This window comes from Methylococcus mesophilus (assembly GCF_026247885.1).
Taxonomy (GTDB): Bacteria; Pseudomonadota; Gammaproteobacteria; order Methylococcales; family Methylococcaceae; genus Methylococcus; species Methylococcus mesophilus.
This window is the reverse complement of record NZ_CP110921.1, coordinates 2,420,384-2,444,291: the sequence shown is the minus strand read 5'-3', so window position 1 is coordinate 2,444,291 and position 23,908 is coordinate 2,420,384. Positions and strand designations below refer to the sequence as shown.

At 59.6% G+C, this 23,908-nt stretch carries 25 protein-coding genes, 1 tRNA gene and 1 pseudogene; 9 read left to right on the top strand and 18 right to left on the bottom strand.

Features of this window, described 5'->3' with window-relative positions; all coding sequences use genetic code 11:
* Genes OOT43_RS11525 through OOT43_RS11515 form a run of 3 tightly spaced genes read right to left on the bottom strand, consistent with a single transcriptional unit; the run spans position 1 to position 2,828 of the window.
* A complete protein-coding gene (locus OOT43_RS11525; protein WP_266020726.1) occupies positions 1-588 on the bottom strand; it encodes a phosphoheptose isomerase in 588 nt (195 codons plus the stop codon).
* Positions 585-947 carry a YraN family protein gene (locus OOT43_RS11520; protein WP_266020725.1) on the bottom strand — a complete coding sequence of 121 codons (363 nt, stop codon included), beginning with the start codon at positions 945-947 and terminating at the stop codon, positions 585-587. The genes OOT43_RS11525 and OOT43_RS11520 overlap by 4 nt, the downstream gene beginning before the upstream one ends.
* Positions 948-2,828, bottom strand: coding sequence for a penicillin-binding protein activator (locus tag OOT43_RS11515; RefSeq protein ID WP_266020724.1), 1,881 nt, complete (start codon positions 2,826-2,828; stop codon positions 948-950).
* A gap of 27 nt (positions 2,829-2,855) precedes the next feature.
* Here OOT43_RS11515 and rsmI point away from each other — a divergent pair, with 27 nt between their 5' ends.
* Together rsmI and OOT43_RS11505 are read left to right on the top strand one after the other, a co-directional pair.
* Entirely contained in the window at positions 2,856-3,731 is an 876-nt protein-coding gene (gene rsmI, locus OOT43_RS11510) for a 16S rRNA (cytidine(1402)-2'-O)-methyltransferase (RefSeq protein ID WP_266020723.1), read from the top strand.
* Between the two features lie 24 nt (positions 3,732-3,755).
* A complete protein-coding gene (locus OOT43_RS11505; RefSeq protein WP_266020722.1) occupies positions 3,756-4,700 on the top strand; it encodes a polysaccharide deacetylase family protein in 945 nt (314 codons plus the stop codon).
* A 10-nt stretch (positions 4,701-4,710) separates the two neighbouring features.
* Here OOT43_RS11505 and OOT43_RS11500 read toward each other — a convergent pair whose 3' ends face one another.
* On the bottom strand, positions 4,711-5,088 hold the full coding sequence (locus OOT43_RS11500) for a DUF4156 domain-containing protein (protein ID WP_266020721.1): 378 nt from the start codon (positions 5,086-5,088) through the stop codon (positions 4,711-4,713).
* Positions 5,089-5,277: 189 nt separating this feature from the next.
* On the opposite strand from OOT43_RS11500, the gene OOT43_RS11495 reads away from it, so the two are divergent.
* Positions 5,278-5,354: transfer RNA gene (locus OOT43_RS11495), tRNA-Arg, on the top strand.
* Positions 5,355-5,646: 292 nt separating this feature from the next.
* Positions 5,647-6,195, top strand: coding sequence for an IS5 family transposase (locus OOT43_RS11490; RefSeq protein WP_394358009.1), 549 nt, complete (start codon positions 5,647-5,649; stop codon positions 6,193-6,195).
* 139 nt (positions 6,196-6,334) lie between these two features.
* On the opposite strand, the gene OOT43_RS11485 is transcribed toward OOT43_RS11490, so the two are convergent.
* The 4 genes from OOT43_RS11485 to OOT43_RS11470 all read right to left on the bottom strand — a co-directional run bounded on the left by OOT43_RS11485 (position 6,335) and on the right by OOT43_RS11470 (position 8,390).
* Positions 6,335-6,679 carry an HVO_A0114 family putative DNA-binding protein gene (locus OOT43_RS11485; RefSeq protein ID WP_266020720.1) on the bottom strand — a complete coding sequence of 115 codons (345 nt, stop codon included), beginning with the start codon at positions 6,677-6,679 and terminating at the stop codon, positions 6,335-6,337.
* Entirely contained in the window at positions 6,672-6,962 is a 291-nt protein-coding gene (locus tag OOT43_RS11480; protein ID WP_266020719.1) for a toxin-antitoxin system TumE family protein, read from the bottom strand. The genes OOT43_RS11485 and OOT43_RS11480 overlap by 8 nt, the downstream gene beginning before the upstream one ends.
* Positions 6,963-7,053: 91 nt before the next feature.
* On the bottom strand, positions 7,054-7,761 hold the full coding sequence (locus tag OOT43_RS11475; RefSeq protein ID WP_266020718.1) for an SOS response-associated peptidase: 708 nt from the start codon (positions 7,759-7,761) through the stop codon (positions 7,054-7,056).
* Positions 7,762-7,883: 122 nt separating this feature from the next.
* The gene (locus OOT43_RS11470) at positions 7,884-8,390 is read right to left on the bottom strand and encodes a hypothetical protein (RefSeq protein ID WP_266020717.1); all 507 of its coding nucleotides are present in this window, start codon (positions 8,388-8,390) and stop codon (positions 7,884-7,886) included.
* Positions 8,391-8,806: 416 nt separating this feature from the next.
* Here OOT43_RS11470 and OOT43_RS11465 point away from each other — a divergent pair.
* Positions 8,807-9,912, top strand: a protein-coding gene (locus tag OOT43_RS11465; RefSeq protein ID WP_394358008.1) for an IS3 family transposase whose coding sequence is annotated in 2 segments (ribosomal slippage) — positions 8,807-9,065 and positions 9,065-9,912 — 1,107 coding nt in all. Because the reading frame shifts where the segments join, the coding sequence is not laid out codon by codon here.
* Positions 9,913-10,105: 193 nt separating this feature from the next.
* Complete coding sequence (locus OOT43_RS11460; RefSeq protein ID WP_266020715.1) at positions 10,106-10,300, top strand: hypothetical protein; 195 nt, start codon at positions 10,106-10,108, stop codon at positions 10,298-10,300.
* 48 nt (positions 10,301-10,348) lie between these two features.
* On the opposite strand, the gene OOT43_RS11455 is transcribed toward OOT43_RS11460, so the two are convergent.
* Positions 10,349-11,032, bottom strand: a complete 684-nt coding sequence (locus OOT43_RS11455) for a hypothetical protein (RefSeq protein WP_266020714.1) — start codon at positions 11,030-11,032, stop codon at positions 10,349-10,351.
* Between the two features lie 1,092 nt (positions 11,033-12,124).
* Here OOT43_RS11455 and OOT43_RS11450 point away from each other — a divergent pair.
* Positions 12,125-12,568: a lysozyme inhibitor LprI family protein gene (locus OOT43_RS11450; RefSeq protein ID WP_266020713.1), complete on the top strand. Its 444-nt coding sequence runs from the start codon at positions 12,125-12,127 to the stop codon at positions 12,566-12,568.
* Positions 12,569-13,430: 862 nt separating this feature from the next.
* Here the strand turns inward: OOT43_RS11450 and OOT43_RS20590 are convergent.
* The 6 genes and pseudogenes from OOT43_RS20590 to OOT43_RS11425 all read right to left on the bottom strand — a co-directional run bounded on the left by OOT43_RS20590 (position 13,431) and on the right by OOT43_RS11425 (position 17,232).
* Entirely contained in the window at positions 13,431-13,598 is a 168-nt protein-coding gene (locus OOT43_RS20590) for a hypothetical protein (RefSeq protein WP_394358054.1), read from the bottom strand.
* Entirely contained in the window at positions 13,592-13,720 is a 129-nt protein-coding gene (locus OOT43_RS11445) for a hypothetical protein (protein WP_266020712.1), read from the bottom strand. Before OOT43_RS11445 ends, OOT43_RS20590 begins: the two co-directional genes overlap by 7 nt.
* A 6-nt stretch (positions 13,721-13,726) precedes the next feature.
* Positions 13,727-13,987, bottom strand: a complete 261-nt coding sequence (locus OOT43_RS11440; protein ID WP_266020711.1) for a type II toxin-antitoxin system ParD family antitoxin — start codon at positions 13,985-13,987, stop codon at positions 13,727-13,729.
* Between the two features lie 358 nt (positions 13,988-14,345).
* Complete coding sequence (gene uppS / locus OOT43_RS11435; protein ID WP_266020710.1) at positions 14,346-15,269, bottom strand: polyprenyl diphosphate synthase; 924 nt, start codon at positions 15,267-15,269, stop codon at positions 14,346-14,348.
* A 180-nt stretch (positions 15,270-15,449) separates the two neighbouring features.
* A pseudogene (locus tag OOT43_RS11430) lies at positions 15,450-16,361 on the bottom strand (transposase).
* 91 nt (positions 16,362-16,452) lie between these two features.
* Complete coding sequence (locus tag OOT43_RS11425) at positions 16,453-17,232, bottom strand: haloacid dehalogenase type II (protein ID WP_266020709.1); 780 nt, start codon at positions 17,230-17,232, stop codon at positions 16,453-16,455.
* A gap of 1,189 nt (positions 17,233-18,421) precedes the next feature.
* Between OOT43_RS11425 and OOT43_RS11420 the strand changes: the two genes are divergently transcribed.
* Together OOT43_RS11420 and OOT43_RS11415 are read left to right on the top strand one after the other, a co-directional pair.
* A complete protein-coding gene (locus tag OOT43_RS11420) occupies positions 18,422-18,724 on the top strand; it encodes a hypothetical protein (protein WP_266020708.1) in 303 nt (100 codons plus the stop codon).
* A gap of 432 nt (positions 18,725-19,156) precedes the next feature.
* A complete protein-coding gene (locus OOT43_RS11415) occupies positions 19,157-19,327 on the top strand; it encodes a hypothetical protein (RefSeq protein ID WP_266020707.1) in 171 nt (56 codons plus the stop codon).
* 605 nt (positions 19,328-19,932) lie between these two features.
* On the opposite strand, the gene OOT43_RS11410 is transcribed toward OOT43_RS11415, so the two are convergent.
* The 3 genes from OOT43_RS11410 to pbpC all read right to left on the bottom strand — a co-directional run bounded on the left by OOT43_RS11410 (position 19,933) and on the right by pbpC (position 23,898).
* Positions 19,933-20,502, bottom strand: coding sequence for a hypothetical protein (locus tag OOT43_RS11410; protein WP_266020706.1), 570 nt, complete (start codon positions 20,500-20,502; stop codon positions 19,933-19,935).
* 441 nt (positions 20,503-20,943) lie between these two features.
* Positions 20,944-21,183 carry a hypothetical protein gene (locus OOT43_RS11405; RefSeq protein ID WP_266020705.1) on the bottom strand — a complete coding sequence of 80 codons (240 nt, stop codon included), beginning with the start codon at positions 21,181-21,183 and terminating at the stop codon, positions 20,944-20,946.
* 411 nt (positions 21,184-21,594) lie between these two features.
* Complete coding sequence (gene pbpC, locus OOT43_RS11400) at positions 21,595-23,898, bottom strand: penicillin-binding protein 1C (RefSeq protein ID WP_266020704.1); 2,304 nt, start codon at positions 23,896-23,898, stop codon at positions 21,595-21,597.
* Positions 23,899-23,908: the final 10 nt, after the last annotated feature.

The following is a 23,908-nucleotide window of genomic DNA, read 5'->3' as shown; positions in this document are numbered from 1 at the left end:
CTATTCGCCAAACAATTGGTGGTCCACCAGATCGCACAGGCAATGGGTGATCAGCAGATGGATCTCCTGGATGCGGGCGGTGCTGGGTGCGGTGACGCGGATTTCCACGTCGGTCTCGCGCAGCAGCGGTGCCAGGGTGCCGCCGTCGCGGCCGTTCAGGGCGATGATGCTCATGTCGCGGTCATGGGCCGCCACCGCGGCCGAGAGCACGCTGGGCGAGATGCCGCTGGTGCTGTAGATGAGGAGGATATCGCCGGCGTGCCCAAGTGCCCGCACCTGCTTGGCGAAAACCTCGTCGAAGTGGTAGTCGTTGGCGATGGAGGTGAGGGTCGAGGTATCCGTGGTCAGGGCCAAGGCCGGCAGGCCCGGCCGCTCGCGTTCGAAGCGGTTGAGCATCTCCGAGGAGAAATGCTGGGCCTGGGCGGCCGAGCCGCCGTTGCCGCAGCACAGGATCTTGCCGTCGGACAGCAGGCAGTTGGCCAGCCGTGCCGCGGCGACCTCGATCAGATCCCCGAGCATGGTCAGGGCTTCCTGGGCGGCTTCGACATGCGCGCTGAAATGGCGCTCGATACGTTCGTGTGGGCTCATTGCGCCTCGATTGCGTTCCTGATCCATTCCGCCTCCGGACCGGCGGTTCCCGGCGAAACCGCCACCACGTCCAGCCGGACTGCACCTTTGACACTGCGTTCGACCATGTAATGCTGCGCCGCGGCCAGCAGCCGCCGGCATTTGTGGCGGTCGACGCTTTCCAGCGCGCCGCCGTAGCGGCGGCTGCTGCGGTAGCGGACCTCGACGAAGACCACCGCGGTGCCTTCGGCCATGATCAGATCGATTTCGCCCGAGCGGCAGCGGTAGTTCCGCTCGATCAGGCGCAGGCCGCGCGCCGTGAGGTATTCCGCCGCCCAGCTTTCGGCCTGGGGCCCGGTCAGCCCGACGGATCGACTCATTTACCGCGACGGCGCCGGCCCGATCAGGCGCGGCGTGTTGCCCTCGAACTGCGCGCAGCTCAACTGGCGGCGGATGCGGTTGCCTTCGCCCGCCGTGAGTATACCGGTCGCGCCGTCGAAGCGCCCTCCGGAGCGCAGATCGTCGAGCCGGCCGGCGAGGCGATAGGCGTCGATTCCCATGGCGATCAGCTTCCGGTAGTCCTGAGGGGTCTGCGTGACCTTGGCTTCCAGCGCGCGCCCGGACAAGGCGTCGCCGGCGGTCTCGTCCAGCAGCCAGGGGATGTCGCAGAACACCACGCCGTTCAGTTCGCGGCCCAATCCTGGGTCGGGCTGTCCGGAATAGAGCGAGGACATCGCGTAGACCGGCAAGTTCACGCCCAGCGATTCGAGATAGGGCTTGATGATGCGCCCGTCGTGCTCGTCGGCCGCCAGGAAAATGAAGTCCGCCACGTTTTCGTAGGGCACCGGCGTGGTTTGACCGCCTTGTCCCACCAGCAGGGCGACGTCTTCCAGTACCGTTGAGTAATCGTTGCCCCCCGCCGCATAGGTTTTCGCCGCCGCGATGCGTCCGCCGGCGCGGCGCCAATAGTCGCTGAAGTGGTTCGCCACCCGTTGGCCGTAAGCCGACGACGGTGCAATCAGCAGGGCCGTGTGGCGATTGTCCAGACGGGCGCTTGCCGCGACCTGCTCGACCTCCTGCTCGGGGGTAAGGCCGAACTGGAACAATTGGGTGGCACTGACGACGGGATTTTCGTTCAGCGCCAGCACCGGGGTCGGCAGCTCGCCGCTGGTGGCGAGGGCGGCGACGTCTTCCTTCAGCAACGGGCCGATGATCTGGCTTGCACCTTCGGCCAGGGCCTTCCGGTACAGGCCCGGCACGTCCCCGGTCTGGGTGTCGTAAAAGCGTAGTGCTGGCCTGTTCTGGGCGATGTCCGCGTCGTGGGCGGCGTCGATGCCGGTCCGGATCGCTTCGGCCGGCGCGGCATAGGCGCCGGAGAGCGGCAGCAGGACCGCGACCACGGGCGCCGACCGGCTGCCGCCGGGTTCGGCCAGAGGCGTGATCTGAACGGCGGGTTTGGTTTCCGCAGCCGGCGCGGCAGTGCCCGCCGGTTCGGTCGCCGCCACATCGCTGCGCCGGGCCAGGGCGTCTGCGAAAGCGCCGTGGGCCGGATGGTTGGGATAGCGTGCGTTCCAGTCCGCGATGGCCTTGGCGCGCTGATCCGGCGTGGTGGTCTGGCGGACCAGTCTGGCCAGCGCCACCCAGCCTTCGAACACCCCGGTCGCAGCCTCGGACTGTTGGTCCAGCACCGGACCGGGAACCCGGCTGAGGGCGTCGAAGATCGCCTCGTTATTCTTCTGCACGGCGTCCGGCGAACTCAGCAGGGGGCCGGCGGCGATGCGCTCCCTGGCGCTTTCCACCATGTTCCCCATCTGGTTGTAGGCCGAGGCGCGCAGCGTGTGATAATGCCCTTTCTGGGCCAGGGTCATCTGGGAGTAATCGAGGCTGTCCAGCTTGGACATCGCTTCCCTGGCGCGCCCGGCGTTGAGGTCGATGCGGGCGTTGAGCAGCCCGTAAAGAATGTGGTCGTCCTCGTCCAGCCGCCGCGGGTCGACCGATCCCAGCAGCCGCCGCGAGGCCGCCGAATCGCCCGCGCGCAGATAGGCGTCGGCGGCGCGCAGACGGAAGTAGTCTGGCACGTTCGAAATGCGGCCCGCCTTTTCGTAGAGCTGGCCGGCGCCGGAGAAATCGCCCGCCCGCAGCCGGGTTTGTGCCTCCGCCGACAGTCTGGCGGCAGGATCGGTCGCCGCGGGTTTCAGGCTGGCGCAGCCGGCCAGGGCGGCGGTGATCGCCAGGGCGGCGACTCGAGTGACTATGCGCATGTCGAACCCTTTGATTCCATTTAGAAAATGCAGGCGTCTGAGCAGATAAACGGAGTACTATACCTAGTTGCCACGCCGATCGGCAATCTGGGCGATATCAGCTTTCGGGCCGTGGAAATCCTCAAGGCGGTCGATCTGATCGCCGCGGAGGACACCCGCCACAGCCGGCCTTTGCTGGATCGCTACGGCATCAACCGGCCGCTGTTCGCTCTGCACGAGCACAACGAGCAGCAGGCATCCGATCGCCTGATCGACCGGCTCCAAGCCGGCCAGTGTATCGCGCTGATCAGCGACGCCGGTACGCCGCTGATCAACGATCCGGGTTTCCCGCTGGTGAGCCGCGCCCGTGCCGCCGGCATCATCGTAACACCGGTACCCGGCGCCTGTGCCCTCATCGCCGCTTTGTCCGCTTCGGGCTTGTCCGCCGCGCGCTTCGCTTTCGAGGGCTTTGCGCCGCGCACCGGAGTCGCCAGGCGGCGCTCGTTCGAATCGCTGGTGGCCGACGAGCGCACCCTGGTGTTCTACGAAGCCAGCCACCGGATCCGGGATTGCATCGCCGATATCGCCGTGGTTTTCCCGGCGGAGCGCCGGGTCGTGGTGGCGCGAGAGCTGACCAAGCTGCACGAGAGCTTCCTGTGCGCCCCTGCCGTGGACATGCCGGCGCTCATGGACGGGGCGCCGGAAAACAGTAAAGGCGAATTCGTGGTGATGATCGAGGGCGCCAAGCCCGAACCGGCCCAAGCCGGGCCGTCGCCGGAGGCCTTGCGGGTATTGAAACTGCTGCTGGAAGAATGCTCGGTCAAGAGCGCTGCCGGGATTGCGGCCAGGATCACCGGTGCGCGCCGGGAGGACCTGTACCGGGCAGCTTTGGAACTCAAGCGCGCCGAAGGCGACAGGGTCTGAAACCATCATAGAGGGAGGAAGGTCATGCTCAAGAGCGTTCTAGCCCAGGGTCTGGCCCTGGCCGGCGCGAATGCCATCGCGCGGCGGATCAACCGCGGCGGCGTCACCGTGCTGATGTACCACGGCGTCATGGAGGACGGTTTCGATTTGGCGGAAGGCGACTGGCTGCAGGTTCGGGCCTCCGAATTCAGAAGCCAGATGCAACACCTTGACCGGCATTACCGCGTCGTTCCCTTGGAACGGGCCTGGGAGGGGAAAGATGATGGCAGGCCCCCGGTTGCCCTGACCTTCGACGACGGCTATGCCAACAACTTCCGTGTGGCGTTCCCTATCCTGCGGGAGTTCGGGTTTCCCGCTACCGTCTTTCTCGTCACTGGCGCGGTCGGCACCCGGCGCCTGTTCTGGTTCGACCGTTTGCAGATGGCGCTGCGCGGAAGGGTGGCGCTTGCCGAGCTCAAGCGCATCAAGGAAGACGTCAAGGCCAATGCGCACCCGGACAGCATCGACGATGCCGTGGACGCTTTGCTGCGAGGGTATCCCGACGCCGGCACGATTTCGGAGGACGCGGTCGAAGCTTACCGGCCCTTGAACCGGGAGGAAATCGGCGAGATGGCGGCGAGCGGCTTGGTCCGCTTCGGCTCCCATACCCATCGCCACGAGATTCTCCCCCGCCTGAGCCAGGCCGAAGCGGAGCGGACTCTGCTGCAGTCGCTGGAAATCCTCAATACCTTGCCGGGGTATGGCGGATATTTCTGCTTTCCGAACGGCGGATGGACGCCGGAGCACATCCCGCTCTGCCGGAGGCTGGGTTTCGAAGGCGCCGTCCTCACCCGTCCCGGCGTCTGGAAGAACCCGGCCGACCGGTTCACCATCCCCCGGTTCGGGATCGGGCGGGGGGCGGATGCGGCCACCTTTGCGGCGACCGTTTCCGGCATCCTATTCAGGATTCAGCAAGCGCTGGGTCGCTGAACCGGCCGGATCATCGGCCCGGACACTTGTAGGCGATCCCCGAGTAGGTCACGTTCGTCTCGGCCACATGGCCGCTGCCGGAACCATTGGAAATGCTCATGCTGCCGGTTTCCCCCGCCCGGCTGGTCAGGATCTGCACCGTATTCGCTCCCAGCCTGGCCGCCTCGTTTTTCATCCCGTTGCGCGCGCCGGTCTCCAGGTTCGCATTGCTGGTGAAGTCGCCGGTGAAGAAGTTGCCCTGATTTCCTGTGACCTCGCCCAGATATTCGCAACCGGCCGGTTCGCTGGTGACGATTCTGACGGCGCGGGCTTCGGGAAGCAGGGGATTGGCGGAACAGCCCGCCAGTACTAAGGAACAGATCAAGACGAGACGAGCGCGTTTCTGCATGCCAATCCTCCAATGGTTGGGCAGCGTCGGTTGCTTAGGATGGGGAAGTCGGCAGAGCGCGGCGAGCATCCCTGCATCCATGACTCCCTGGCTCAAATTGGAAAACCATGTTTATAAAGGCTAAAATGCGCCGTAAGCCTTCGATAAGGCGGAGGCCGCCCGAAGCGCGGCAGCCTCCCTCATCTCAACGCCCCGGTAGCTCAGTAGGATAGAGCGTCCCCCTCCTAAGGGGAAGGTCGTACGTTCGAATCGTATCCGGGGCGCCAATCTCCTCTTTCAAAATCAATAGATTAATGAATCTTCGGGCGATTCGTCGCGATGTCTTCGCTCTTTGCGTGACTAAAACGTGACATCCCTCTGATTTTCCCAACGACCGCGCGAACGTTCTCCGGGCGCAAATCAGCGTAGCGTTCCGTCATCTTGACGGTGCTATGCCGTAACACATCACGAACCTCGACAAGCGGAACCCCTTCCATGACAAGCCACGAAGCTACGGGGCGCCTCGAAAAACCGGGGTCATGGGACAATACCGGACCTGAATTTCCTAGCTGAAGCGCCATGATCAAAGAGAGCCTATTCGCCGCCGAGGAACGCGAAGCCAAGCTGGACCGGCTGGGCGATGTACTGCGAGCAATGGAGAGGCACATCGACTTCAAGGCGCTGGCCGCCGAAATCGACCGCGCGGCCCCGCGACCCAGCCGTGAACGGGGCGGACGTCCGCCGTTCCCCACCGAACTGATGGTCCGTGCTTTGATCCTCCAGAACTTGTACGGGCTCAGCGACGAGCAGATGGAATACCAGGTGCTGGACCGGCTGAGCTTCCAGCGTTTCCTCGGCCTGCGGCACAGCAGTCAGGTGCCGGACCGGACCACGTTATGGACTTTCCGCGAGCGGTTGACGGCGGCGCAGGCCGGGGACGCGCTGTTCGAGGCGGTGAACCGGCAACTGGCGCGGCACGGCTATATCGCGCGAGGCGGTCAGATCGTGGACGCCAGCCGGGTTCCCGTGCCCCGGCAGCACGTCACCGAGGAAGAACGAGAACAGATCAAGGCGCAGGCGACGCCCGCGGACTGGAAGCCTGCCGAGCGGCGGCACCGGCCTGGTTGACGCCGGGGTCGCGTGCGTGAGGCGCGGCAGGATAATTTACGATTGTGGTGGCTACGATCTACGCGATTGGATTGCGGTATTTCATCGGTCCCTTCTCTCTCCGAATTTGCCGGTTCAGCCGGCGTAGCACGGTCAAGACTCACGCTGCCTTCATGATGAAGTCGACATGCACGGAATCGTAAGGGAAGACGATCTTGTTGCTTTCGGTCTTGTCGAGCAAGCCGGCGTTGAGGAGGGCTTTGACGTCGCCGTGCACGGCTTTGACGTCGCGACCCACCCGTCGTGAGACTTCGCGTATGGTCATAGGGCCGGCGCCGGTCATTTTCTTGAGGATGTCCCAGCGCTTGGGGGTGAGGGTTTTCCAGAGCTGTTCTTCGGTCTCGAAGTTGATTCGAGCGCCCTGGGGCTGCCCGGTCTCGAAGGCTTGAAGGAACCGGGCGGATACCTGTTCCCGGCTGGCTACGCCAATGATGACTTCATTCATGTGTTGTTCTCCAGTTGTCTACATCGGCCCAAAAATCGGCCAGCAGGCGTTCGGGTGTACTGAATACATAAACGCTCTCGGTGTCGCCCAGGTGCTTGTGGTCGCCTTTGCCGGCTTCGTTGTCGTAACGCAGAACGCATTCCCCTTCGACGACATAGGCCAGGCGATACTTGAACAGGTGCAAGCTGCCGGGAACCGGCTGCGGAACCCGCCAAAGAACCAGTTCGACAAAGCCGTTGTCTCCTTGCGAAAGACGTTCTTTGACGAGGCGTTCGGCATTCATGTTGGAGAGTCTGACAACAGCCTTTTTTGTTGTCAATTAGGACAATGATGGAAGTGGCGAAGGATCAATCGGGTTATTAAGGCGGCTGGTCTTATCCTTCATCTTCTTCTATGGGTTCCAGGCATGCGGCATCGTCGTTCTTTGGACCGTTGACGTGGGTGCTGACTCTCCATGCGGTCATTTCGTCGGCGGGGTACGGGCGGAGGAGGGACTGAAGCGCTTCGCGTTCGTGGAAGGCTGGATCGAGCCAGACGTCGTAGGCGGCCGGGTCAAGAATGACGGGCATGCGGTCGTGGATCGGGCGCATGAGTGCGTTGGCGTCGGTGACGATGATGGTGCAGGTTTCGATGGGTTCGCCGGATTGGCCGGGGCGGGGCTCCCAGCGTTCCCAGAGGCCGGCGAAGGCGAACAGTTCGCCGCCGGTGAGTTGGATGTACCAGGGTTGCTTGAGTTTGAAGCCTGGCCGGGCTTGCCATTCGTAGAAGCCGTCGGCGGGGATGAGGCAGCGCCGATGCTTGAAGGCTGCGCGGTAGGCGGGTTTTTCGGCGACGGTTTCGGCGCGGGCGTTGATGGTGCTGTATTCGGCCTTGGGTTCTTTGGACCAGCTGGGGAGCAGTCCCCACTTGAGCGGGACGAGTTCGCGCAGGCCGTCGGGGGCAGTGCGGACGGCGACGATTTGCTGGGAGGGGGCGATGTTGTAGCGGAGGACGGCTTTGGCGATGTCTCTCAGGCGCCGGTCGACTTTGAAATTTTCGGTGATGTCTTCGAAGGTGCCTTTGAGGGAGTAGCGGCCGCACATGGCTTGGGCTTCACCGGGTTTGCAGGAGGAGCCATATTACCGCTCCAGGAAAGACGCTCCAACGCATTACCATTAACGTTCCCGAGGCCATGCGGGGCGGTTCACGCAGGCTGATTGGCGCTTTATCCACCTCCAAGGCGACGATCGGTTTCGGTGGAGATCAGCGGCAAATCGCCTTCGTGAGTCTCGCGGGGTGACAGTGTAACGGCACAGTGCACCATCGAGCCGGAATGAATGGCGTTGTGATGGAGGGCTCCAACGGAGACTGACCAGGTTTGAGGCCGTTCGTCTCTGCATCCATCGATGACGGCGATGCCGATTGCGTAGGGCTCAAACGATTCGTCTATCAGAAGTGTATTTGCCTCACCTCGCTCTTCCTCCACGGTTGCGATGATGTCGATGGGGCCTTTGAGCGCTGTACCGGAGCAGTCCCATTTTCCACTGACTGTGATATTCCCGGTTCCCGGATTGAGCTTCGCAGCAGTGATATGCACTGGGCTGCTTGAGTGCGCATTGCATAGGGTGCCGTATCCTAATCCGGCGACCAGTGTCCCGAGACCGAGACGCCAGCTCAGGTGATTTTTGGTGCGACGTGGGGCAATTCGGTGGCTGGTTCGTTCAAAGCGCATAGAGACAGATCCGGAATTTGAAGGGAGACGGTCGAAGAGTACGTAAGGCCTCAAGCAATGCCGGTGCCAGAGGTTCGAGCTGTGAATTCAGTCGCTCGTGGCTCTGTTCGACTCCACAAAGCCAGTAATCCACCAATCTACATGCACCCTCTTGGGGATATCGCCCGATCAATTGTGACGTTTCCGGGTCTGATCATTCGGGCTGTTCTATGTGGGCAGCCCATTCTGCGCGCAGAAGCCTATCGCGCCCGGTCCAGATGAAAGTCCTCACCCGGCACGAAATCGACGAGGCAAGAACATGCCAGAAATCGTAAGCACCCAACTCCTGGAATCCTTGAAGGGGCTTTCGATCCCCGTGACCTGCTCCCCGAGATTAGTCCGGTCGTGATGTAGAGTCTGCCTCGATAGGAGGCAGCATGAAGAAGCGTTTCACCGAAGAACAGATCATTGGCATCCTGAAGGAAGCCGAAGCCGGCCTAAAAGTAGCGGAGCTGTGCCGCAAGCACGGGCTCAGCGAGGCGACGTACTACAACTGGAAAGCGAAATACGGCGGCCTGACAGTGTCGGATGCGCAGCGGCTCAAGGCACTGGAGACCGAGAATGCCCGGCTCAAGCGCCTGCTGGCGGAGGCGATGCTGGACAATGCTGCGTTGAAAGAGGTTGTAGGCCGAAAGTGGTAAGCCCACAAGCCAAGAGGGTGGCGGTCTCCCATCTGATGACAAAGCACCAGATGGGCGTCACGCGGGCTTGTGGGCTGATCGGTATTTCTCGGTCGCTGTATCGCTACGAAGCTAAGCGGCCAGTAGACCAGGAGCTCAAGGAACGACTGTGCGAATTGGCAGCGCAGAAGCGGCGCTATGGGTATCGCCGGCTGCACGTGCTACTTTGCCGAGAGGGTTGGGAAATCAACCGAAAGCGCACCTATCGCGTGTATCACGAGGCCGGCCTGATGGTCCGCAAACGAAAGCGGAAGCGCATTGCCGGCGTGGAGCGCCAAATCAAGGTCGCGCCATCGGCGCCTAACGAGAGTTGGTCTATGGACTATGTTTCGGACGGTTTGGCCGATGGTCGGCGGCTGCGGTGCCTGAATATCGTCGATGACTTCACGAAGCAGTGCTTGGCCATCGAAGTCGATACTTCGCTGCCTGGCAGACGTGTAGTCGGTGTGCTGCAACGGCTGGCAGAGATCCGCGGATTGCCCAAATCAGTCACCGTCGACAACGGCCCCGAGTTTGCCGGCAAGGCTTTGGATGAATGGGCCGATAGCCAAGGACTGTGCTTGAGCTTCATCCAGCCAGGTAAGCCACAGCAGAACGCCTACATCGAAAGCTTCAACGGCAAATTCCGGGATGAATGCCTGAACGAGCATTGGTTCGTCTCGATGCGCCATGCTCGCCAAGTCATTGAGGAGTGGCGTCGGGAATACAATGAGCAACGCCCCCACAGTTCGTTGGCTTACCTGACGCCAGATCAGTTTGCAGACACATTTTTAACCGCAGACTCTATGTCCGTTTCGGACTAAATCGGGGAGCAGGTCACCCGGAGCGTATGCAGATCGTGGCGGACTTGTGGGATAGCATAGCCGTTCCGCAGGAGAATTTCGGTTTGTCCGAGGCTTAGGCGTGGGAGTTCGAGAAGCGAATGGGTGCGCTGGTGAAGCACGAAAGTCTGCGATCTTCCTGGGATGAGGTCAGGCGGCGATTCACGAATGGCCGATGACGGCCACTGTGCGTCTTGCGCCGAGGGCGGACCAGGGATTGGCCGAGGCATTCGAATGGTATGAGCAACTGGCGACCGGCTTGGGTTCGGAGATCCGGCGATCGATCGACACGGTGCTTTCATTAGTGACTCGAATGCCGACCCTGAGCGATTCGGGTGTCGCGTTCGACGACTTCAGAAGTCCCTTCTGAGCCATGAGGCCGCCTAGCGCGAACCCCCCCCAAGGCTCGTCAAAGCGTCTACTTGATCTTTTGAGGCGAGCCTACGCAGGAGAAAGCGTCGCCTGTGGGATTTGTCGATCCGGCGCCACAGACAAAAATTTCATCATACATTTCGTCGTTAATCATTGCCATGATGTGAAATCCGTATGCACCGACACCTTGTACACTTGAGGACGCGCCGGTTTTTGGGCCGGTTGGGCCTGTCATGAAGCGCGCTGTGTATTTATAGTTGAACATTGGGTCCATGCTTTGTACGAGCGGCCCCATCATGTCATAGCCAAGGTATGGCATGAGCATGGTGGCGCTAATGACGTTCTTGTCAGTGTCGCTCGTTACGTGGGTTTGTTTTTTGAGCCGCAAGACGTGCACCATGACGTCCATTATGGTGTCTTGACTCATTACATCGACTGGGACGTATTGGGCTCCCCCGTTTTTGGTATCGTCGTCAAAGTCTGGAACGGTCTTTGTTAGGTCAAGCGTAGTTGGGGTGCCTACGTTCTTCTTGATCCAGAGGTCGACACCGTTCATTTCATTGGCCAGGGCGGGTTCGTGAGTGAATCCGACGAGGACGAGGTAATAACATGGGTCGTTGTGGACGGTGCTTTTCAGACAACGGGCTTCATGCGCCTGGACATTTGCAGCCCCTAATAGGCTTGAAGTTCCGATTAGAAGAAATAAAGCTGTATTTATGCAGGTTTTCACGGGTAAGTCCTCGTTGAAAGTAGAGTTTGGCATGCGGCATGAAAAAGCCTCCGGCAAGAAATCTACCGATCGAAGTGTGCCACAGGCAAAGTGTATGCCATATAGCATATGCCGAGTTTGTAAGGGGTATTGCAAGTGAATGTGCATATCTATTTGGTTTTATGCACCAGCCATAGCGTGAATTAAACCAATTCAATGATAGAAGACGGAGATCGTCGATTCCAGGGCGGCAGCTATGCTGAGCTGAGAAGCTTGGAAAAGAGGTCAAAGGCAGAGCGAAGCTACCTGCGTGATGCGAGCTCCAGCGCGAAACACGCCGCACAACGAGAATGTTTCAGCTCTGTTTGAAGGGAAACTGATTATTTGGGCCACCCCCATTTCGGCCCTATCGTTACGGCGGGCCGGTTAGGGAGCGGCTGTCGTCAGTGCGGTAATAGGTTATAGAATTCTATATCCGGTCCGATATGAAAAATGGCGTTCAGACATGGGTATGCTTTTTTGAGGACTTTTCGGTATGGTCGTAAACGACGACTGTAGTTAGGGAATTTGTGTTTTCTCGAAGCCTTTCGTCGGCTACGTCGATACTGACAGAGACTAGCGAGACAGCAGCCAGGGCGATACTGGAGAATAGATCGTGTAGGATTTTCATAGTAACTCCTATAGATGAGACGAGTCAGGGCCGACGCTGATTTGGCTATTAGAGGGACCGATTCAAATCTGCGTCGGTAAGGTTCGTCTGAAGGATCGGATTTTTGTCCTTCGAATCTGATAATGCATCGACGGTGCCAATCCCGAATCCAAGTTACTATTTACGATGTCAGTAATGGTGATAATTCTAGATGTTATTTATATTAATCAATAACTTAGATCAATTGCTGGCTGGCGCGAAACAATTTGTATCATTGAGTAAAATGGGGTAATTGGTGGAATACCCCCCAATGCACCAATATTCCCTTTGATTTATTTGTCTTGGATCGGCAACAGTTGCAATGTGAATGGGGCGATGGCGTTTATAAGCACCGCAGGCACCACACTTTGTGCCGGCTGCGACCCAAGATTCAGGCCCAACCTAGGGGAGGAGGAGCGTTCGATTTGCGGAGATTTGGCCATTTCGTTTTGATTTCGGCCGTTGGCGTGATCGGCCTTTCCGGGGATTCCAGCGGCGGAGAGCTTCAAGATTCGCTGGGAGTTCGGCAGGAGTGCAGTGTGTACTCTGAAGCGGAGATGCGAATTTGCCTGTTGAAAAAGGCGGGGGAAAGCGAAACGAAATTGAAGGAGGCCGAGGACTACGTGTTGGGCAGGCTGGCGAAATGGGATGAAGATACTAAGTACGTGGCGCTTGCAAAGGCGAAGCTGATGGCTTCGAGCCTAGCTTTTGTCAGATACCGGGAGACTCAGTGTGCGTTTGCCGAGTCGTTGGGTGGCGGGGCGGTCGGGAACGGCCTGGCGATGTTGCGCCTTGGTTGTGTGTTTGAGCTGAATATTCGGCGTGCGGAACAGCTCAAGGTCGCTGTCGATTCTTTGATACTGAAGTGATTCCGGAGCGGGAAAAGACGCAGATTGCTATTGGGAAGGGTGAAGACCTACTGCTTTACTAAACTTCGACGCTGTGGCGAGAGGCGGCCGATCGCAGAGCAGGACACAGGTAATACGATGGTTTTTAGTCAAGGTGGTCGACGTCGATGAGAGGGAGATTTCGGCGAGCGGATACGAAGCGGTCGGGGGATCGGGCGGCTCGATGACGATGCCGCAAGACGAACTTCCCAAGATCAGTCAGCACATACCACCCGGATACCAGCGGGACGGCCGGTACAATCAGGCCGGCCTCTACGAGGTTTTTGAGCGTAAGAGGGTCTGCCTGAATGGCTTTGGGCGCATCGAGGCGACGTATTTGATTGGAATATGCGTTTTCTAACAGTTCAACCTGATTTTCTGTAATGCACACATTATTCTCGCTCGGATGAATTCGGAATTTCATCTTGCGCAGAAGGCCTCGAAGCCAGGATAGACGATTTTTTTAGATTGGCTAGCGTGTAGCGTACGCTGAAGTATGAGGCGCTCGGTTGAGACTCAAGCCACCTTCATTACGAAGTCTACGTGCACGGAATCCTAAAGAGGGCGGGCACTATCGTTGGTTCAAGTTTGCAAACTCTCTGTTGCTCGATAGTCGCTGAGCTTTCGCTACGAGTGGACTATGGTGGTAGGAGTGTCCACAACCAAGGGAACTGGCGAATGGCAGAACCCCAGTCGCTGAGGCGCAGGATACGACGGTATATCCGGCGGAACCAGCGCGATTTACTCTTTCCATTTCTTATCGGGACGACGTTCGTGGCCGGGCTGATTGCCGGCATTGTCCTTTTTGGGCTGAAGGAGTAATGCAGCCCAGCCAAGGTGCGTTTTATCTGAAGTAGTCTTCCGACAGGCTGCGAGAGCCGGACAGGATGCGCTCGATCCGGAACTGGTCCGCGTGGGTGGTGTAAAAGATCAAATACAGGCCGATTGGCACTATGCGGATGTTTTCTCTGAGTTCCGGCCGGAGGGGTGCGGCCTGGGGAAAGTCTACGATGGCTTGGCAACGCTGGCGGATTTCTCGGACAAAGGATAGTGCCTGGGTGGGTTGCCTTGGGCGATGTAGTCGGCGATTTCTTCGAGATCGAGTTCGGCTCGCCCGGAAAAGGTGCATCGCATGAGGCTTCAGACTTTCGGGTCGACCATGGCTTGATACTTGGCTTCCAGGCGTGTGAACACATCTTCGGCCGGGACACCGGGACTTTCGATGCCGTCGCGAATCTTGACGCGGTACTCTTCAAACTCGATCTGGCGCAGGCGTTCGCGGTTTTCGAGCAGGCGCAGGGCTTCGCGCACGACTTCGCTGGCGCTGGTGTAGCGGCCGCTCTGGATTTGCTGGCGAATGAATTGCTCGAAATGTGAGCCTATGGCGTAGCTGGACGGCATAAGAAAGCACCTTCTTCTGGATCAGGGCACGTATTATCAAGATTTGATAATTCCTGCAACCGCCGTAGGTGAAGGGCGTCGTTCTTGGGCGAAGCGGTGAAGATCCAGCGTGACCAAATCGTGACCAAGTTTGGTCACGAAGCGGCATCGCGGGTCATCTTCGGTCACGTTTGCGCGGGGCGTGTAGATTTAACCTAATGAATATTAAAGCGTGATTGCTTGGCCGCTGGATTCGGGAGGCAGTCGTCTACGGCCTCTTCAACACTTTTCGGCGTAGTCGACGTCAATCAAGAGAAGGTTCCGATGGAAAGGGGTGACGAGATCTGCGGTTTGAGTTCGCCGGTACCGGCGCCCCGTGTTACGCCGCGAACTGCTTGGCCTCTGCTAGCTGCGGCTCTTCCTTGGAGGAGTATCGGAGGTCTACCGTTTGGCTGCTCGCCTGACGCTTATTGAACTCGCTGAGCGCGCGCAGGAATTCGAGCTCGCCGAACTCAGGCCAGAGCACGGGATCGAAATGAAGCTCCGCGTGCGACGCGTCCCACATGAGGAAGCTCGAAAGTCGCTTCGCCCCGCCAGCGCGCACTACCAGATCGACGGGCGGCACGCTGGCTTCGTGAGCACGCAGGTACATGTGCCGAGTCATCGCTTCGATCGTGATCGCACTCGCCACCGAGGCCGCACCCCGTGCGTCGTTCGAAGAGCTCACGGCCTCGGCGACACACCTCCGCGCCGCTTGCACGATCTCCTCGCGACCGTCGTATGCCACGCCGATGAACACCGTCATCGCTGCGTGGTGCTGGGTGGCGTGCTCGGCGCGCTGCATGGCGGCCGAGACCTCGGCGGGCACCATCGCGCGGTCACCGATGATCCGGATGCGGCAGCCTAGGCGATGGACCAGGTTGCCCGGTGTGGCCATGTCGTTAAGCGTGGTGCGAAGGATGTCGAAAAGGGCGGTGATCTCCGTCTGCGATCGCTTGAAGTTCTCAATCGAGAAGGAATATACGGACAGGTTCGGGATGCCGTACTGGTGACAGAGCTCGATCAACCCGTAGAAGCGCTGCGTCCCCATCTCGTGCCCCATCCGGTACGTTGTGAGCTTTGCGTTCATGGCGTATCGGCGATTACCGTCGAGGATGAAGGCAGCGTGCACAGGTCTAACCCACGACGACACCCTCTTGCGCAGTACGGAGAGCCCGGCGGGGCGCGCGACCTTATCGAGTGCCACGCGGGCACCGCAGAGCATGCCGTCGAAGCGCTTACAACACATCGCGTAAAGGGACATCGACTGACCTCACCTCGAGACCGGAACGGAAAGAAAGGAATCAATGAATGCCACCGCCGATCGGAGACGGACGTTGGTTTCTCAAGCTTAGGCAATTCGGAGATCGGTGCAAGGGAGGCTGCGCCGGACTCAATCCCTGAGTGAACCGCCCCGGGAATCGTGGAGGCGGGTTGGTTTAAGTCAGGCTGGAATGGCGGCCTGAGTGGCGAGTTGGCGGTAGTAGTTTGCCTCAGCTTCTGCGGCGGGATATACCCGAGGGTTCAAGCAGCCTGGAGTGGTTGAACCAGGACACCCATTCGAGCGTGGCCAGTTCGACGGATTCCCGGGTCTTCCAAGGCGCCCGCCGGTGGATCAACTCGGCCTAGTACCGTCCGTTGATCGTCTCGGCCTGGTTGGCGGGCGTACAGCGCTTGCTCCAGTGCATCCAGCACGAAATCGGTGTGCATGGAAGCGCTCACCCGCCAGCCGACGATGCGCCGGGCAAACACGTCGACGACGAACGCCACGTACAGCCAACCTTGCCAGGTCGAGACATAGGTGTAGTCCGCCACCCAAAGCCGGTTAGGATGTTCGGCCTTGAACTGCCGGTTGACCCGGTCCAGCGGGCAGAGCGCCTCAGGGGCGCTGATCGTGGTGCGCACCGACTTGCCACGGATGACGCCGCGTAGACCCTGACGTCGCCTGAGCCGCTCAACCGTACAGCGAGCCACCGCGATACCTTCTCGGTTCAACTGCCGCCAAACCTTGTCGGCACCATAGACCTGCAGGTTGGCCTGCCAGACGCGTTCGAGCTCCGCTTGGGCGAAAAAAAGCGCTGGCGAGCTTGAGGATCTCATTGGCCTTGCGCAGTGCCTTCGCCTCGCGCTCCAGCTCCTTGAGGCGTTGCTGCTCAGCGGAGGTCGCACCCTCTCGTTGCCCGGCGTCGCGTTCATGCCGTCGCACCCACTCCAGCAGCGTCTGGGGCGTGCAGCCCATCTTGCCGGCAATGGATTCAACGGCGGCCCATTGCGAGGGGTGCTCGTTGCGGAGCTCCAACACCGGACGAACGGCGCGCTCGCGCACCTCGGGGGAAAACTTCGTAGACTTTTTCATGGCTCCATATTCTCAACGGGTGGAGCCTCCACCAAACCCGGGGCGGTTCAGTGGAGCCGGCGCTGCTTGAGCGACATATCAGTCGCAATCGTCATACTTGCCTCAAGGCCTTTACGAAGGCAACCAAATCGCTCAAGTCTTTTCCTGCAGCATCGGGGGTAACGCCAAGTTCCTCTTGGGGAAGATTCAATCGATTTACCCAGTATGTCGTATAGCCAAACGATTTTGCTCCGGCGGCATCCCAGCCGGCAAATGCGGCAAAAAGAAATTCCTCTTTCGTGAGACCAAACGCGTCGATTGCCATTTGATAAGCCCGCGGATCGGGTTTATAAGTTTTGATTTTATCGGTGCTGATGACATGCTCAAATTTGCCCTCAAGGCTAGAGTTTTTGATCCCTGCATCAAGTATTTTTGGGGTGGCATTGGACAGAATCGCCAACCTGAGTCCCTCGCTTCTAAGGGTTTCCAATGCTGCCGGAGCGTCAGGCCACGCCTTGAGGCTCAGATAAGCGTCCATCAGATATTTACGCTTGTGTGGGGTGAGTTCGAGCTTTAGCAGCCGCGCCGCATATACCAGGCTGTCTTCGGTTGCTTGCCAGAAATCGACGTACCGTCCCGATAGGGCGTGCAGCCATTGATATTCAAACTGTTTGGTGCGCCATACGTTACTTAGCTCAGCACCTCTTCCGGGAAAAAGGTGCTCAGCAAGAATAAAGACCGGACGCGAATCAAAAACCGGGAAAGCATCGAAGAGGATGGCTTTGATCTTGGATTTGCCAGTGCCATACACGGGTGACATGGATTCATAGCCCATGGCCGCAGCGCCGGTGACCGCGAGACTAAGAAATTGGCGGCGATTGAGCGGCATCATTTACTCCTTCAGAGGTAGGGGTCGACGTTGGCCTTGAACCCGTCGAATCCGTTAGCGAGGGCAAGTTGAGCCGAAGCATCAAGCTCAGCGGCAATATTCACGCCGGCTTCCTGACGAAGTCAACATGCACGGAGTCGAAAGCAAAGGTCTTACGTCCGCGCGTTTAACCTCTGTGGTATGGGCTGAGGTACGAATCTCTTCGATTACGGCAGACCCGCTTACCGATTTCGACGCCGGTTTCCGGCCTGGCGGAGTGGCACCGGGATAGACTGTCGGGCTGCCGGATTCTCCGGATGTAGCTCGACGTCAGGATTTCCAAGAGACGATCGGCTTCACGATAAGGGGTATCAAATCCTCCTTCGATGATTTGCTTTCCCTTGTCGCGGTGGACGGTTTCCACGGGGTGGGCCATCCAGCCATGGGGAGCCCCACTTGGATTCAGCGCCCCGCTCAAATTCTGTGCGGGCCAGATTCTTGACGAAGAGGCGCGCCAGGTCCCTCTGGAGACTGACGGAAACGCTCCTACCCAATGCGCGCGGTTCGTTCGAAAAGACTTCGAAGCGGGGAGGGGTGACGACGTCAATGAAATAGGTTTGGCATGCCTTCTCGTGCGCTGCCAGTGCAATTTCTGAGGACGCAGGCGGGGTTGGGCCAAAGGCTTTGAATTTGTCGATGTCCCGGCCCGAGCAGTTGCCGGATTCGACGGGTTAAGCTGCCTGGTCGGCCGTCGGAACAGCAGTGACGCACCCCTGAGCCTCGTTCAGGACGGCGAAGGTTCAATTGGCGGCATCGAAAGCGCAGCCCATGAGCGGCGATTCGAATTCCATGATCGTGCGCCAACCCTTGGCCACGATATCGACACGCCCGCGAGGTACAGCGGTGACGGGCGCAGCGGGGCCGGGTTCGATCTATTGAAAGACTTTCGAGATGGGGGAGCCCTATCATGGGATTCTCCCGGCCCTGACTTTTGTGGTACTGGCCGGCCATGCCAAACGTTGGTCAGTCGTGACCAGGGCTTCGAGCGAACCTTATCTCAAGCTTGCGCGATTGATGCGCAGTGGACGAAGATGTCCGGCGATGCGTAATCAGGCGGCCTTCGGTGGGCGGCAGGGGATTCATAGGCGTCGGCAAAAGGATTTCGCCTAGGGATAGGGAGTCCATTAATTCAGCAAATTAAGGGGGAATCTATATGACGGAATTGAGCGCCCAGGAAAAGCTGGATCGCTATTTCACGACTTTGAAGCGCTTCGATGAGCTTCTGGTTAAACGGCATGCGCTCGGTGTCGAGTTGACGAGAATGATCAATCGCACCTTGGATACCATTCAGCATAGCCAGTACGTGGTGCTGCTTTTCAAGCATAAGGAGGCGCGTATGTTGCTCGAGGAAATCATCGAGCTGAATGGAGATCTGATCAAGACCACAGAGAAATTGAATAAAGAAGCAGCAGCTTGTGGGAAGCGAGGGGTCGCAATTTACGAACAGAAGGAATGATCGGCAGAACACAGGTTGGAGCTAATTGCGCTAAAACGGCTGGCGTTTCCGCCGACTTATTATTGCAAGCGGCAGTGTGAAGGGCTAGGACCTCCCGGTGTTCGGGCTTTACCCATTCGTCAGCGTTGAGGATCAGGAAATAGTTGTGCCGGCAGTCCTGCTGGATGGGTTATAGAAGCAGATCGGCGGCAGATTTGCTTTCCTTCAGAAGCCGCCTGCCTGGAAATGCCCTGGCATCCTCCGGAATTCCATTGACGGCCGTGAGGAGGGCTGAAATCTGACCTCGTGGAGGCATCCGAACTGCGGCATCAGCTCGTCACGTATCCTTATCGATACGGTAATGATGATGTCATGGTTGCATGGTTAGGATGGCTGCGGCTCGCAGGTCATGCGTGCCTTACCATTCTAAGAAATCAACTCGAGGAGGTCGAAATGGAACAAGAGAAAGATAACTTTTGGTTCTACATTGGCGGCTTGATAGTTTTTGTGATCGCTCTTGTATTTGTCTTCAAGAACACCCATAAGGAGTCGATCCCGGAAAAGGCTTATACGGAAACCTCTAAGGAAATCGACGAGCAGATCGCCAAGGCGAAGCAGCAGTAATAATAATATTAAGTCCCCGTCTTTTTGAGGTGCAGGGAAGTACCTCATTTCTGAAGATCAATCCATCACCGGTGGATTGCCCTCGAATACCCATCTTTCGTAGATCGCGCTGACCCGTTGGACTGGTGCTGAGCCTCCGAGGAGCGGCGGCGGTGTCGTGAGCCGTGCTCGTCTGCTCCGATGCGGCAGACCGCCTCATCGCGACAACGTTACGATCGCGAAAGTCCGAACGAGAAGGTTCGAGGGTGGGTGTCAATAGCCGAGCCGATTCAACGCAGCCCTGGCTTGGCTCCGCATATTGCTACTTACAAGGAACGGATTGAGGTTGGATCAATCAGCGGTGATCCGGTGAAAAGACCGTGTCTGCCCATGTCGTATCCAGCATTGATATTGCGTATTCTGTTATTTGTAGTGTCGCTGTTTATTCGGCACAGGTGGTTTCGAGGTTTCGCCAGCCGAACGGCAACTGACACGCAGAAGGGATTGCGGCTTCCCCGCGCTAACAAGACGATGGCGCTGGTTCCGGGGTTTGCCAGCGCCTTCGCCGGCTTCCATTCCGGCAGGTGTCAAGGTGTGACCTTCATAATGCAGCGATACCGGTCGCGTCAGTGCCAGCCGCCGTAGTTCTTGGTCGGATCTCCGCGGAAGCCTGAAGAGGTCTTATCCTCGTCCGGCACCGATGTGCTGAGTACGGCGGCGGCCATCAGATTTTTCCGCGTGTAACCACCCAGTGATTTGGCTTTTTCGGCTATTGCCGTGGTAAGAGGGTTGATGTTGTAGTTCGTCATCGATGTCTCGGCGATGGCCAGCGTGAGTGGCTTGCCATTTTCGGACGCGGCGTCTGGATGGACCTGCAGCAAGATGGGCAAAAGCGTACCGGCTGGGATCACGATGGAATACCGGTTGGTATTTTCCAGGATTTTACTGGAAATGACGTTGCCTTTTTCGTCAGTGGCCAGGATTCTGCCATTGGTGACGGCGCCCTTCTGGCCGGTTACCGTTCCCGCGAGAGTCACCTCATTTTCGTATTTTTGCGTTCGCTCATCGAGGGCAGTGGCGCTATTCGGCTGGTCGCCGCAGCCGGTCAGAAACGCGGACGAACTCAGCAGGAGCCATAACGTGCTCGCCAATCCTTTCCGGACAAGACCCGATGGAAGAGCGCGGAAAATCATCATAGGTGTCTCCTCATCTGTTTTTGTTCTTTGCCGGTGATGCGCTTTTCCGCTGGCATTTCACTGCGGGGCAGTCCGGCAGGGGGGCATGGCTCGGATTCGGCCGTCTCGGTCAGCTGCCGCAGGAACGATTGCGCAGCACCAAGACAGTGTCGCTCGGACCGTTCCGCAATGCGAACGCAGGGAGAGCGCTTCGGCGCCAGGAAACGTGGGGCGTGTGCGAGATGATACGCCGGCAGCTCGGTCAGAACCAGGGTTGAGCGGACGACGGGGTTGCGTTCACGGCGCTGAACAACATCCAGCGCATGCTGCGCTGAGAGTGCGATCGAGAGGAAGAATCCGCATAGGCCGATGCCCCGCTTAGGCCATATGGGCGCAGAGGCGGTCTACCTGTCCGGAGTGAGAATGCGGGTTGGAACTCGGCGCTGGATTGAGCGCGGGAGCTTAGACGACGCCGAAAATCTTGCTCGCGAGTTCCTTTTGGGCTACACGCTCGATCATCGTATCCACGAATGCCTCGATCCTGCGTTTTTCTTCCCGGCTGAGGGAGGAATATGCCCGCTTGTACGCCGTGTTGAAGCCTTGAATGTCCTGCAGCGTATACGGCGCGCGGATGCTCGCAATGTAGGCCGAAACATCCTGAAACGCTTGTGAGAACAGCGGGATTGCCTGAACGGTATTCATGTAACGGTACCTCTCGACACAAAATCAGCCGGCGGAAACTGGTTTGGAGTCTATACAGTTCTTTCGAGGTGAACAATATTTAAAATGTCTAAGCTATGTTTCTTATTATTGAACATTCAGGGGGGCGCAAAAAAAATTGCGAACAATTCTCATTTGCGATACATTGGCCTCGGCGTCGGGGAAATCGGAGCATGCTCCGGTTGGGGTCTTCGCTGGCCATCCCGGCGTCAGCGGGTTCCGGCTCTAGTCTCCTTGCCGGAACCTCGTTTCTCTGTGGTGTGTGTCTGGGATAAGGAATGCCCCTCATTAAACCCTGGCAGCGACGTCTGCTGCCAGGGTCGTTTTTTATTCCTGGAGGCGAATCCTCCGGGCCCGCGCTCGAACTCTAGGCATCCCGAGACGGAGTCGGCGTCATTGCGCCGGCACCGCCAGCAGCGTGGCCGATGCGGATTGGCCTTGCTCGTCCACTACCCGCACGAGGTGGTCCCCGGCCTTGCCGGTCCAGCCGAGCGTTCCGCCTTCGCCGACGTAGACATCATCCACGAACCAGAACAGGCGGTGCCGTCCGCCCGAGGCCACGGCGGAAAACTCGATCAGTTTGTTGTTCGCCGCGCCGACCGGATAGCTCACCCCGGGCCGGGGGGAGAGAATGCGGGGCGGCTGTGTTCCGGCATCGCTCCCGGCCGGGTCTTCGCAGGGTCTTTCGAAAGGCGGCGGCAGGTTGCGGCGCACGCCGGCCAGGCGGAACAGTTCCAGTTCGTCGCCGTCCCAGAACTCGGCCACCCGGGGTTCGCCGCGGCCCTCGTCGCCCCGGCACAAGCGGAGGCCGCTGGCCGGATCGGCGTGAATCTGCCGGTGCACCGTGCACGGCCGTAGCGGAGACACGCCGGGAATGATCCAGCCGGTCCTGCCGTGAGGGCACCAGGGCGAGCGGAGGGCGCCCGAGACCGGACAGATTTCCACGCGCTTGAGTGCTTCGGGCGGTAGCGGCCGAGGCTGAGTCGCGGGGCGCTCCAGGCCGATGGCCTCGAGAATGCCGAACAAGAGGGGCCCTGCCAATTCCCTCCCTACCAGATGGCGGTTCGGAGTGCCGTCGAAGTTGCCGAGCCACACGCCCGCCAGCAGATCGCCCGCCAGACCTACCGCCCAGGCATCCTTCAGTCCGGACGAGGTCCCGGTCTTCCAGGCCACCGGCCTGCCTCGCCCGAAACTGCGGACTCCGAAGCTGCGCTGCGGCGGCGGATTGGCTTCCAGCATTTCCCGCACCAGAAAGGCGGCTTCGGCCGAAAGCAGCAGGCTTGCCTTGGGAGCCGACTTCTGCTCGCGCGGGTTGCCCAGCCAACTGGGGCTCCGCCACTCCCCGCCGTTGGCGAGCAGGCCATACAGCCCCAGCAACTCCTCCATGGAAACTTCCGCTCCGCCCATGGCCAGGGTCAGCCCGTAGCGGGCCTCGTCGGCAGGAAGACGCAGCCCGGCCCGCTGCAGAAATTGGAACAGTGTCGGCCTCTGTAGCCGATCCATCAGGGCGATGGCGGGAATGTTGCGGCTGCGGACCAGGGCATCGGTCGCGGACAAGGGCCCGTAAAAATTGCGCTCGAAATTCTCCGGCTGATAGTCTCCCACCCAGAGCGGCGTGTCCTTGAGCAGGGTATCCGGCGTGATCAGGCCCTGGTCGATGGCCAGCGCGTAGATGAAGGGTTTGAGCGTCGAGCCGGGCGATCGGCGCGCCTTCAGGCCGTTGACGTAGCCCCGGATGCCGCGGTCGAGATAATCGGCCGAGCCGACGTAGGCCAGGACTTCCATCGTGGGGGCGTGGATCACCATCGCCGCGGCGTTGACGATGCCTTGTGCCCGGTGCTGGCGGATGAAGCTTCGCAACAGGTCCTCCGTCAGCCCCTGAGCGGTCGGGTCCAGCGTGGAGTGCAGCGTACTCGCGCCGTAGAACAGTTCGTGCAGCCGTTCGGCGAAGTGCGGGGCGCGCAGTGGCAGGTCCTCCCTCCGCCGGAACCACAGCCGGCCGAATCCGGGGTCGTCGCCGTAGACGGTTCGCCAGGCCTGCTGCAAGGCGCGTTTGCCGTGCGCGGTGAACGGTGAGCGCCGCGCCGGATTCTGCGGGATCAGCGCCAGGGCGCGTGCCTCGTCGTTGTTCAGCTGGCCGGCGGACTTGCGGAAATACACCCAGGCTGCGGCACCCGCGCCTTCGATATTGGCGCCGTAGGGCGCCAAATTCAGGTAGGCCTCCAGCAGTTCCTGTTTGGAAAAGTGCCGCTCCAGCCACAGCGCGTAGCCGATCTGCCTGAGCTTCCCGGACAGCGTGCCGGTCCGCAGGCGCCAGCGCTGGCGGGCCAGTTGCATGGTCAGGGTGGATGCGCCCATCCAGCGGCCGTGAGCCGCGAAGCTGGTCCAGGCCGCCCGCGCCAGCGCGACCGGGTTGACACCCGGGTGGCGGTAGAACCAGCGGTCCTCGTAGTGCAGGGTCGCTTCCTGCAGCGCTTCGGGCAGTTCGGCCAGCGGCGTCCACAAGCGGTATTTCTCGTCGGAACTCAGGCTCAGGCGCAGCAGGTTCCCGTTCCGATCGGTGACGGCATAGGAGGTGTCTCCCCGATTGACCAGCAAGGGCGGGGGAATCAGCCCCAAACCCAGCCAAAGCGCTGGCCCCAAAAGCGTGGCAGCGATGACGAGGCCTGTGATGCGTTGGCGGCGCCTGAGCCCCATGGTGGCGGAT

Bases quoted from the DNA above. Each gene is read 5' to 3' on its own strand.
- OOT43_RS11460 (WP_266020715.1), top strand. From the start codon at position 10,106: ATGACGGCCACTGTGCGTCTTGCGCCGAGGGCGGACCAGGGATTGGCC.
- OOT43_RS11490 (WP_394358009.1), top strand. From the start codon at position 5,647: ATGATCAAAGAGAGCCTATTCGCCGCCGAGGAACGCGAAGCCAAGCTG.
- rsmI (WP_266020723.1), top strand. From the start codon at position 2,856: ATGCAGGCGTCTGAGCAGATAAACGGAGTACTATACCTAGTTGCCACG.
- OOT43_RS11425 (WP_266020709.1), bottom strand. From the start codon at position 17,232: ATGATGCCGCTCAATCGCCGCCAATTTCTTAGTCTCGCGGTCACCGGC.
- OOT43_RS11440 (WP_266020711.1), bottom strand. From the start codon at position 13,987: ATGCCGTCCAGCTACGCCATAGGCTCACATTTCGAGCAATTCATTCGC.
- OOT43_RS11480 (WP_266020719.1), bottom strand. From the start codon at position 6,962: ATGAATGCCGAACGCCTCGTCAAAGAACGTCTTTCGCAAGGAGACAAC.
- OOT43_RS11520 (WP_266020725.1), bottom strand. From the start codon at position 947: ATGAGTCGATCCGTCGGGCTGACCGGGCCCCAGGCCGAAAGCTGGGCG.
- OOT43_RS11505 (WP_266020722.1), top strand. From the start codon at position 3,756: ATGCTCAAGAGCGTTCTAGCCCAGGGTCTGGCCCTGGCCGGCGCGAAT.
- OOT43_RS11515 (WP_266020724.1), bottom strand. From the start codon at position 2,828: ATGCGCATAGTCACTCGAGTCGCCGCCCTGGCGATCACCGCCGCCCTG.
- OOT43_RS11485 (WP_266020720.1), bottom strand. From the start codon at position 6,679: ATGAATGAAGTCATCATTGGCGTAGCCAGCCGGGAACAGGTATCCGCC.
- OOT43_RS11500 (WP_266020721.1), bottom strand. From the start codon at position 5,088: ATGCAGAAACGCGCTCGTCTCGTCTTGATCTGTTCCTTAGTACTGGCG.
- OOT43_RS11410 (WP_266020706.1), bottom strand. From the start codon at position 20,502: ATGATGATTTTCCGCGCTCTTCCATCGGGTCTTGTCCGGAAAGGATTG.
- OOT43_RS11405 (WP_266020705.1), bottom strand. From the start codon at position 21,183: ATGAATACCGTTCAGGCAATCCCGCTGTTCTCACAAGCGTTTCAGGAT.
- OOT43_RS11470 (WP_266020717.1), bottom strand. From the start codon at position 8,390: ATGCGCTTTGAACGAACCAGCCACCGAATTGCCCCACGTCGCACCAAA.
- pbpC (WP_266020704.1), bottom strand. From the start codon at position 23,898: ATGGGGCTCAGGCGCCGCCAACGCATCACAGGCCTCGTCATCGCTGCC.
- OOT43_RS11445 (WP_266020712.1), bottom strand. From the start codon at position 13,720: ATGCGATGCACCTTTTCCGGGCGAGCCGAACTCGATCTCGAAGAAATC.
- OOT43_RS11475 (WP_266020718.1), bottom strand. From the start codon at position 7,761: ATGTGCGGCCGCTACTCCCTCAAAGGCACCTTCGAAGACATCACCGAA.
- OOT43_RS11525 (WP_266020726.1), bottom strand. From the start codon at position 588: ATGAGCCCACACGAACGTATCGAGCGCCATTTCAGCGCGCATGTCGAA.
- OOT43_RS11415 (WP_266020707.1), top strand. From the start codon at position 19,157: ATGGAACAAGAGAAAGATAACTTTTGGTTCTACATTGGCGGCTTGATA.
- uppS (WP_266020710.1), bottom strand. From the start codon at position 15,269: ATGTCCCTTTACGCGATGTGTTGTAAGCGCTTCGACGGCATGCTCTGC.
- OOT43_RS11420 (WP_266020708.1), top strand. From the start codon at position 18,422: ATGACGGAATTGAGCGCCCAGGAAAAGCTGGATCGCTATTTCACGACT.